Raw genomic sequence first — 9,914 nt, 5'->3', positions numbered from 1 at the left:
TGATGCCTATTGGAATTCAAATCGGGAGTTCTGGGTATCCGTGATCACCCCGAAACATCAGCATTCATGCGGGCTGCAGAGGTATTGCAGGGGCGACTAATTGTCGGCGATGTGCGTGTAGATCATCTTTCCCGGTTCGGCGCCGTACTTCGGATTGATGTGGCCGGTGCTTTCGGCCCGGCCGCCGGCGCGGAAACGCTGCCCATCCGATGATGAAGTGGTGCCGTCGCCCCAGTTCCCGGCGAATGCGTGACGCAATTGGGCATTGACGAGCTCGGCCAGCCCCGCCGAATAGGTTTCATCCCGGATATACCAAGCTTGCAGCCACGACAGCTTGGCGTAACTCGCGCCGGGGCTCGACTCCGCCATCTTGGTCAGGCCGAGGTTGATCGCATCAGCCAGTATCGCCGACAGTAATAACGTCTTGTCCTTGACCTGTTCGCCATTTTTTAGGTGCACGAAATGGCGGGTGAACCCGGTCCAACCGTCCACATCCATCAGCAGTTCGGTGATTTTGATGCGCGGCAGCAGATTGCCGGCCTGGTCGATCAGCGCCTGCGCAGCCTCCGGCACCACTGGGTCCTGCGGCGTGATTTTCAAGCCGGTATCGGTGATGATCGCGTCCGGCAGCTCGTTGGCCAGCGCAAGCCGGTTGACCGTGGCCAACTGCTGATTCAACAAAAGAACCCGCTCAAGTAGGTACTGGTCGAGGTCCGGGTTAATTGCTATGGGCAGCGCGCGCGCTTTTTGGAGTGTGCTGAATTTCTCCGGTGGAAGCAAATAGTCCTCGAAATCCCTGAACTGGCGCGAACCCTCAACCCAGATGTCGCCAGAGCGCAGTGCGTTTTTCAGCTCCGAGAGCATGCAAATTTCATAGAAGCGGCGATCGATACCCTCGTCGGTGATGACCAGCGGCTTCCATCGCGCTTTGACGAACGCGATCGGGGCATCGTCCGGCACCTTGCGCGATCCGGTCGCATTCATCTCGCGCACCATGTCGATGGCGTCCAGGACGGCCTGCGCCGCCGGCGCAGCCTTCAGTTTGAGCACGTCAAGCAACTCCGGGGTGTAACGGCGCAGCATGCTGTAGTGGTCACCGACCAGGTGCAGATGGTCGAATGTCGCAGGTTGGGCGAGTTGGGCTGCGTCGGTGACGCTTTGTGCGAATTCGGCCCACGGAATCACGGCCTCGATGGCGGCATACGGGTCGCCGCCCGACTCTTTGGCTTCGACGAGCGCGCGGCCGACCTTCGAATACAACCGCACCTTGTCGTTGATCGCCTTCCCCTGCTTCTGAAACCGCTCCTGATGCTTGTTCTTGGCGGCGCTGAACAGCTTGATCATGATCCGGTCGTGCAAGTCAATCAGCTCGTCGATGACGGTGGCCATGCCTTCAATCGACAGAGCGACCAGGGTCGCGTAGCGTCGTTCGTCCTCGAACTTGGCCAGATCGTAAGGCTGCATCTGCGCCCCTTCCCGTGCCATCTTCAACAGCCGATTTTGATGAATCTGGCGGCCGATCCCGTCCGATAACGCGAGCGACTGAAATATTTTCAGGCGCTCAATGTGCTCTCTCATGTGCCGTGAATTTGGTCTTCGCGGTGACTGGCGCAGCCACATCATCCAGGTGATATTCGTGTCGGGGGTGACGTTCAGCAAATTGTCCAATCCACGCTTGTGGTGCGGCTGCAGCGGCTCCAGCAATGCCCGGTAGATGCGCCGATTGGCGCGCGTCACGGCTTCGGCGCATGCCCGTTCGATGACGGTGATCGCCGGCAGAATGACACGCTGTCGCCGCAAGGCTTCCAGCGACTCAATCGCGAGTACCATTCCCTTGTCGGTTTGCATGGCGAGGTCGGCAAGGCAGTGCACCAGCTTACGAAAATCCGGCAGGCCAAACGTGGACAGCGAGAGATAGGCGCGGATCTCCTGAAAATGTTCGCGCCGCGTCTCGTCGCGGACGCCGTATTGTGGCCAGGCGGCGGCGTCGCTTTGCACTTGGCGAGCGATCCACTGGATTACCGGGGCCGGCACCGGCATGTCGCCGGCCAGCGCATAGCCCGGATAACGCAGCAGGCACAATTGGACGGCGAAACCGATCCGGTTGGCGTCGCCGCGGCGCTGCCGGATCATGGATAAATCGGACTCGGTGAAGCTGTAATGCAAGATGAGGTCGTCCTGACTTTCCGGGAGTGCCAATAGGCTGTCCCGCTCCGTTGCGGAAAGTATTGATCGGCGTGCCATGCGTTACGCCATCCTGTCGGCGCAATGGCGCCTCATGTCGGCCTGGTCCCGCCGATTCGCGCGATGGTTTCAATCAGCGTGGTTCGCTTGACCCCAAAGGTTCGACATATAGCCGCCTTGGACATGCCCCCGCCCAGCGCGGTAAGGATGGACTCCAATTTTTCGCCGGTGATGACAGGCGGCCGGCCACCGATGCGACCGCGCCGCCGCGCCGCCGCCAGTCCAGCGCTCACGCGCTCCCTGGTCAAGGCCCGTTCGTACTGAGCCAGTGCGCCGAAAACATGAAACAGCAATTCGCCGGAAGGTGTTGTAGTGTCCATGCCTTCGGTCAGTGAACGAAAGGCAACCTGCCTGTCTTTCAGCGTGTTCACGATGGCAAGCAGGTGTGGCAGTGAGCGCCCGAGTCGATCGAGCTTCCAGACGACAAGCACGTCGCCAGGCCGCAGAAATTCGAGCGCCTGGGCCAGGCCAGGTCGATCATCCTTGGCGCCGGAGGCGCGATCTTCATACAGGTGACGGGTATCGACACCCGCCGCCTGCAGCGCATCGCGCTGCAGGTTGGTGTTTTGGCGGTCCGACTCGGACGAAACCCGCATGTAGCCTACAAGCATGTACGGAAAACCTATAAAGTGTGATTGCCGTATGCTACACCATGACGACATAGTTTTCCGTACACTTTACAAGCCTTTGCGAGTAAGCTTCCGGTGTCGCCTGCCGGCCTGTCGGGAAACACTTGTTTTACGACAGGCACCATTCGAACAAGAGCGGACATTTGTCGTGCACGCCAGCAGCAAGGTGAGCTGGGATAATATTCGCAGCGACAACAAATCCAGTGGCGATGTGCCGCCCTTTGGCCGTGGCCCGTGGCAGTGGAAAAGTGGATTTAAAACAACAAGAACGATTTGAATACAGATAGGAGACGTTTTGAAATATTCGACTTTTCATCGTGGGCCGCAGATATGGCCCCAGACTGCCATCGCGCTGGCGTTGACGGCTGCATTCAACCTGAATGCCCACGCGCAACAAGAAAAAATACTGCCGGCGGTCGAGGTAATCGGCACCACGCCGCTGCCTGGCATCGGCCAGCCACGCAACGAGATCGCGGCACCGGTACAAAGTGCCAGAAGCCGCGACCTCGAGCGCAGTGGCGCGCTGGAGTTGGGCGACTTCATGAACCGCAGGCTGGGCAGCGTGCATGTCAATGAAATGCAGGGCAATCCATTCCAGATGGATGTCAACTATCGCGGCTATACCGCGTCGCCGCTGCTGGGTACGCCGCAGGGCTTGTCGGTGTACATGGATGGCGTGCGCATGAATCAGCCGTTTGGCGATGTGGTGAGCTGGGATCTGATTCCGCGCGCGGCGATCTCGTCGATGACCCTGATCCCGGGTTCGAACCCGCTGTTTGGCCTGAATACTCTGGGCGGCGCGCTGTCGGTGCAGACCAAGGACGGCAGAAGCGATCCGGGGACATCGCTGCAGACCACTGTCGGCAGCAATGCGCGGCGTGCAGTCGAGTTTGAGCATGGCGGTTTTAACGACAAGGGTCTGGACTGGTATCTGACAGGCAACCTGTTCAAGGAACGCGGCTGGCGCGATGATTCTCCGTCCGATGTGCGCCAGTTGTTCAGCAAGCTGGGCTGGCGCGGCGGCGCCACCGACCTGAAATTGACGCTGGCACATGCCGACAATCGATTGACCGGCAACGGTCTGCAAGAGCAAAGCTTGCTGGCGCGCGACCGGGCCAGCGTGTACACCAAGCCGGATCTGACGCAGAACCGTTCCACGCTGCTCAATCTGGCGGCAAGCCACGGATTCAATGACAATCTGCTGTTCTCCGGCAATGCGTATTACCGCAATATCAAGACCTCGACCTTCAATGGGGATATCAACGAGGAGGTGCTGGACCAGGATGTGTATCAGCCCGGTGAAAATGCATCGAACACGCCCTTTCCATCCTTGCGCTGCATCGAGCAATCGCTGCAAAACGATGAGCCGGCCGAGAACTGCAATGGCTTGATCAACCGCAGCCAGAGCTCGCAACAGAACTATGGGCTGTCAGGCCAGTTGACCTGGCTGGGCACGCTGGCCGGCAAGCGCAACCAGCTGGTGACAGGCGCCGGCTATGACGCCAGTCGGGTGAAATTTACGCAATCCTCGCAGCTCGGTTTTCTGAATCCGGACCGCAGCATTAGCGGCGTCAATTCTTTTGGCGATGGTGTGAGCGGCGGCACTGTGGATGATGAACCGTATGACACGCGGGTCGATCTGTCGGGTCGCATCCGGACCTGGAGCGTATTTGCCAGCGACACGCTGTCACTCCAGGAGAATCTGCACCTGACGCTTTCGGGGCGCTATAACACCACGTCAATCAAGAATCGCGACCAGATTCACGCCGACGGCGACAGCGCGTCGCTCAGTGGCGACCACCGCTTTTCACGTTTCAATCCAGCCATCGGCCTGAGCTACAGCCCGACGCAGGCACTCAATGCTTATGCCGGCTACAGCGCAAGCAGCCGCGCGCCGACTGCCATTGAACTGGGTTGCGCCAATCCGGACCAGCCCTGCAAGCTGCCCAATGCGATGGCTGGCGATCCGCCGCTGAACCAGGTTGTCACGCGCACCCTGGAGGCTGGCGTGCGCGGCACTGCAGCCGGCAATCTGCGATGGAATGCCGGCGTGTTCAGCGCTGAAAATCGGGACGACATCCTGTTTGTGGCCGACAATCAGGCCGGCTTTGGCTACTTCAAGAATTTCGGGAAAACCCGCCGTCAGGGGCTGGAACTGGGTCTCAGCGGCAAGCTGGGCAAGCTCAATCTGGGTGCGCAATACACCTTGCTGGATGCGACTTTCCAGAGTGCCGAAACAGTCAATGGCAGCAGCAACAGCAGCAATGTCACGGCCGCCGCCGGCGCTCCCGGCCTGGATGGCATCATCAACATTCGGCCCGGCGACCGCATTCCGCTGATTCCGCGTCAAATGCTGAAGCTGTTTGCCGATTATGCGGTGTCGCCGGCCTTCACGCTCAACGGCAGCATGGTGGCGGTGTCAGGTGCATTAGCGCGCGGCAACGAGAATAATGGCCACCAGCCGGATCGCACGTTTTACCTGGGCCAGGGCCGCAGCGCCGCTTATGCGATTTTCAATCTGGGCGCCAACTACCGCATGACGCCACAGTTGCAGTTGCTGGCGCAAGTCAATAATGTGTTCGACACGCGCTACAACACCGCCGCCCAGCTTGGCCCGACAGGCTTTGATGCAAACGGCAATTTCCAGGCCAGACCATTCGGAGGATCGAACGCCGACGGCTTTCCGGTCCAGCAATCGACCTTCTTCGCCCCCGGCGCACCACGGCTGATCTGGGTCGGACTGCGCTATTCATTTGGCAAGCCTACCAAGGGGTAACCGGAGATTGCCATGCACCTGCGCGTATGGCAATCCACCAGCAGAACGTGTGTTTCGAAGGCATGCCAGGCGGTGGCTTTTTAAATATAGCGCGAGACGCCGATAATGCGTTCGGTTTCGGTGAATTCGCCGTCTGCTGTCGGTGTGCGCTGCTTGTAGATCGCGACCAGTGCCATTTCGCGGTCATAGTCGATCCGCGTGTAACGCGCAGAGCCATTGGCCACAAAGGCGCGGAAGCGAATCCTCGCCCAACTGAAAACCTTAGCGTACTATTTTTTTCGAATTCTGTGGGCGCCCCGATATGAAGCGCGCCAGCGAGCGCGCCAGGCCGCTCCAAGCGGCGATCAACCAGAACACGCCCGTGATCAGTGCGGCCAGTGCGAGTACGGCGGGCATGCTTTGCCCACCGACCACGGCGCCGGCCAAGGCCGCTGCGCCCACTGCCTTCATGGGTTGCACCGGGAATGGAACGCCAAAGCGCCATCCAACGAAGATCATGCTCAGCCCAAACGCAAGCAAGATCGAAGTGGGCTGAACGCCCGTGACGACGATGAAGCCGACCAGAAAGGGCAGCAAGGTGCCCAGGTCGCCGAGTGCGCCACCGAGATCGCCGCGCCAAGTCGCACCTGAGAGTTCGTGTGGGGCAGACAGGACTTCGCTGGATTCGATGGACGATTTCATGCAGGCTATTTTCCATCCTCGCCCACCTGTGGCTCCAGCCTGCACTGATGGGGGTTCCGCTCAAGACAGCATTGCTACATCCGCGTGCCACGTTCAAAGTGGATTAACCAGACGCTTACGGATCGTCTTTCTGAGCAGCGGTATTTGCCGGGTAAGGTTCGCCAGTACATGAACTGCGTTTCCCACTTCGCCCACTGTTCAAGAAGACGGCGTTCGTCCCTTCAGAGTCTCGATCAGCGAGTCGTGGCCTTCGTCGATGAACACCTGCCCCGCTGCACTTGCGCTGCCCCGGTGCAGCGCAGCCGCGATCAGGTCCGCGCGGCTCTGCAGCACCTGTTGGCTGTTGTAAGCGTCGCGGGCGTACAACTGGATCATCACGCAGGCGGCGCCGTTGACGAGCAATTGCGGCGATTCGACGACCACTTTTTGCACGCCAAGGGACTCGCAGGCAGCACGCGCCTTCGGCGCACCGCGATCATTCGCGCTGATGTCCATGACCTCGAACGTGACGACACCGTCGGCAGAAGCACTGCGGCAGTTATTGGCCATGGAGCACTCGCGTGAGCGCAGCTAGCGGCGGCGTCACCGCACCCGCAGTAGGGAGCTACCTGCGCTTTCGCGCCTTCTACCTACCGAGGATTAGATGGCGTTGCCTGCAACACGCCTTGGTTTGTCGTCGCCAACTACTCGGCGCTCGCACTCGTCTGGGTTTGGCTAATGGCGCCGCGAAGAGAACGAGACCCATGAGAGCCCGGAAATTGCAGGCAGAACCGCGTTGTTCCCTCCGACGAAGTAACCGACGCGCTCCCGCCGTGAGCGAGCATGATGGCCTTGGTAATGGCCAGACCCAGGCCAGCACCGTCGGATGAGGGATGCGTGCGCGCCTTGTCCACGCGATAGAAGCGATCAAACAGGCGAGGCAGGTCGGCGGCATCGATCGGATCACCGGTGTTGGTGACACACAAGCTGGTGCCATTCATCTGAGGCTCGACAGTCAGTGCAACATCGGTGCCAGGGTGGGCGTGCCGCAGCGCATTGGACAGCAAGTTGCTGATGGCCCGCCGGATCATCAGTCGATCACCCACCACGGTACCTGCTCCCTCCACCCGAAGGCGAAGTTGTTTATCCTCGGCGACCGCATCGTAGAAATCCAGAAGGCTCTTTGCCTCCTCTTCGAGTGCGACGTCTTCGCGATTCGGCAGCTGGATGCCGTGGTCCGTCTTGGCCAGAAAAAGCATGTCGGACACCATGCGCGCCAGCCGCTGGAACTCCTCGGCGTTGGAGGCGAGGATGTCGCGGTAGGTATCTGGATCACGGTGCTGCGACAGCGACACCTGGGTCTGTGTCAGCAGGTTGCTGATGGGCGTGCGCAGTTCGTGGGCGATGTCGCTTGAGAATTCCATCAGCTTTGCAAAATCCTGTTGCAGCCGCTCAAGCATGGTGTTTAGGCTGCGGGCCAGCTCCGCCATCTCCACGGGCACGGCGTCGATCGGCATGCGCTCGTCGAGCTTGTGGGCCGTGACCTTGAGAGCGCGCTCTCTCATGGTCCGCAGCGGGGCCAGACCGCTGCGGGCTGCCCACCACCCCAGAAGGCCGCTGAGCAGGGTGGCCAGGACGACATAGACCGCCAACTGTTGGCGCAGCATCTGCATGAAATGGGTGTGGTGTTGCGTGTCCAGCGCGAGTGTGAGGCGCATGCTCTGCACCGCACCTGTCACTCCACCGGGCAACTGCGCTGCCGATATCTCTGTAGTGATGCCTCGCAGTTGCCGTTCACCATCGGTCCAGTCCATGGGCTGATCTGAAACGCTTTGCGCAGCGAGTTCTGCTGGAAAAGTGAAGCTGCTTGTTCCAAACAGCAGCTTGTCACCGCGCGTGAGCGAGATGTAAAGGCCTTGATGGCCGTTCAGCGATTCTTCCAACTTGTCAGACAGCTCGACTCGCTCTGGCGTCTCATCCACGATCCTCTGAATGAGCTGAACCTTGTCCAACAGGTAGTCACGATCGAGTTCGATGAAGTGCAAATAGGTGGACCACGCCACCAAGACGCCAAGGCCAAGAAGCACCACAGCCGATACCAGGGTGTACAGAAAGGTGAGTCGTGCGGTGAGGGTCAAGCGCCGGATCATCAGGAGTGCTCCGGCACTTCTAGCACGTAACCCATGCCTCGCACCGTCTGCAACAGGCGGCATTCAAACCCTTCGTCCACCTTGACGCGCAGACGCCGTATGGCCACTTCGATGACGTTGGTGTCGCTGTCGAAGTTGACGTCCCACACCTGGGAGGCGATCAGCGAGCGTGGCAACACCTCACCCTTGCGGCGCATCAGCAATTCGAGCAATCCGAACTCCTTGGCGGTCAGGTCGATGCGCTTGCCCGCGCGGGTGACCCGACGGCGAAGCAGGTCCAGCTCCAGATCCGCGACCTGCAGGGTGGTCGGCTCCATCCCCGAGCGGCCCCGGCGCAAGATGGTGCGCACCCGGGCCAACAGCTCAGAGAACGAAAACGGCTTGACCAGATAGTCGTCCGCTCCGAGCTCCAGACCCTTGACGCGGTCGTCCACATGGTCTTTGGCGGTCAGGAAGAGCACCGGCATCTCTCGACCCTGGGCACGCAGACCGCTGAGCACCTGCCAGCCGTCCATGCCGGGCAGCATGACGTCAAGGATGATGAGGTCGTGGTCGCCCTCCAGGGCATGGTGCAATCCGTCTACGCCGTTGTTGAGCAGCTCAACCGAGTAGCCCGCCTCGCGCAGTCCTATGCACAGGTACTCACCCGTTTTGCGTTCGTCTTCAACAATCAAGATTTTCACATTTACTCCTGAGACGATTTTCACTGCCAGCGGCCCATTGCAACCGAACCTGACAACTTTGTAATGAAACCGACAGGCTCGTGACAGATGGCCTTTTGCACATTGAGACCAGTTTGATTTCGTGGAACAGGATCCAATCTGTGATTTATCAAAGTACACCTTACACCGCATTGCGGATCGTCGCCCTGGCCGTACTTACCCTCCCGCTGATGGCGTCCGCCCAGATCGCACCGTCGCCTGCCGAGAAGAACTGGCGAGAAGGCAACGACGCCGTCGGCCATTTCAAACACGGGTATTTCGATATTCTCAAATGGGAGAAAGATGCCGTTCCCGCTGCGGCAGACCAGGAGCAAATAGCGGCTAGTTGCGCCTCATGACGGTTGTAGAAGCTGCTCGGCAAGCATGGCGGGCGCACGTTCAGCTGGTCATGCCCATGAACCAGATCGGTGGGGCAACGTGAATTTGATCTCCAAAGGCCATTGGGCTGAGCGTGATCCCCTACTGCAGCACGAGTTGTACGATCCGCCGCGATCTTGTGCTGGCGTTTGTACTGTCTTTGCTCGGACATGGATGCCACGAGCACATGGCTGCACTCTTGGCGCATGAAGAGCCCAAGGCGGAGAGTCGGCGACGATGGTGTGGAAAACGGCTCCCAGCTTACAACTGAACTCCTAAGGAAGGTCTGCACAACCCCCGCCGCACCGTGATTTGAATCGATGGATTTCGGATGTCGACATCGAAGTCGGATGCAGATGGCTTCCGACGGCGGATT

Annotated in this window: 8 protein-coding genes and 1 pseudogene; 2 read left to right on the top strand and 7 right to left on the bottom strand. The window is 59.8% G+C overall.

Features of this window, described 5'->3' with window-relative positions:
- Positions 1-102: 102 nt before the first annotated feature.
- Together ACN4F8_RS22105 and ACN4F8_RS22100 are read right to left on the bottom strand one after the other, a co-directional pair.
- Positions 103-2,244: pseudogene (locus ACN4F8_RS22105) on the bottom strand (Tn3 family transposase); the annotation flags it as partial.
- 32 nt (positions 2,245-2,276) lie between these two features.
- Complete coding sequence (locus ACN4F8_RS22100) at positions 2,277-2,855, bottom strand: recombinase family protein (RefSeq protein WP_300653064.1); 579 nt, start codon at positions 2,853-2,855, stop codon at positions 2,277-2,279.
- Between the two features lie 313 nt (positions 2,856-3,168).
- Here ACN4F8_RS22100 and ACN4F8_RS22095 point away from each other — a divergent pair, with 313 nt between their 5' ends.
- On the top strand, positions 3,169-5,649 hold the full coding sequence (locus tag ACN4F8_RS22095) for a TonB-dependent receptor (protein WP_300653062.1): 2,481 nt from the start codon (positions 3,169-3,171) through the stop codon (positions 5,647-5,649).
- An 80-nt stretch (positions 5,650-5,729) separates the two neighbouring features.
- On the opposite strand, the gene ACN4F8_RS22090 is transcribed toward ACN4F8_RS22095, so the two are convergent.
- The 5 genes from ACN4F8_RS22090 to ACN4F8_RS22070 form a co-directional block, all read right to left on the bottom strand.
- Positions 5,730-5,873 (bottom strand): hypothetical protein, encoded by a 144-nt coding sequence (locus ACN4F8_RS22090; protein ID WP_300653059.1) that lies wholly within the window; start codon positions 5,871-5,873, stop codon positions 5,730-5,732.
- A 37-nt stretch (positions 5,874-5,910) separates the two neighbouring features.
- Complete coding sequence (locus ACN4F8_RS22085) at positions 5,911-6,330, bottom strand: putative sulfate/molybdate transporter (RefSeq protein WP_419475549.1); 420 nt, start codon at positions 6,328-6,330, stop codon at positions 5,911-5,913.
- Between the two features lie 198 nt (positions 6,331-6,528).
- The gene (locus tag ACN4F8_RS22080; protein WP_419475548.1) at positions 6,529-6,879 is read right to left on the bottom strand and encodes a hypothetical protein; all 351 of its coding nucleotides are present in this window, start codon (positions 6,877-6,879) and stop codon (positions 6,529-6,531) included.
- Positions 6,880-7,013: 134 nt separating this feature from the next.
- Entirely contained in the window at positions 7,014-8,447 is a 1,434-nt protein-coding gene (locus tag ACN4F8_RS22075; RefSeq protein ID WP_419475547.1) for a heavy metal sensor histidine kinase, read from the bottom strand.
- An 11-nt stretch (positions 8,448-8,458) separates the two neighbouring features.
- Positions 8,459-9,142, bottom strand: a complete 684-nt coding sequence (locus tag ACN4F8_RS22070) for a heavy metal response regulator transcription factor (protein ID WP_419475546.1) — start codon at positions 9,140-9,142, stop codon at positions 8,459-8,461.
- Positions 9,143-9,222: 80 nt separating this feature from the next.
- Here ACN4F8_RS22070 and ACN4F8_RS22065 point away from each other — a divergent pair, with 80 nt between their 5' ends.
- Entirely contained in the window at positions 9,223-9,519 is a 297-nt protein-coding gene (locus ACN4F8_RS22065; protein WP_419475545.1) for a hypothetical protein, read from the top strand.
- Positions 9,520-9,914 lie beyond the last annotated feature (395 nt).

It is taken from the genome of Hydrogenophaga sp. (genome assembly GCF_048549895.1).
Classification (GTDB): Bacteria; Pseudomonadota; Gammaproteobacteria; order Burkholderiales; family Burkholderiaceae_C; genus Hydrogenophaga.
This window is presented reverse-complemented; position numbering and strand designations above follow the sequence as displayed.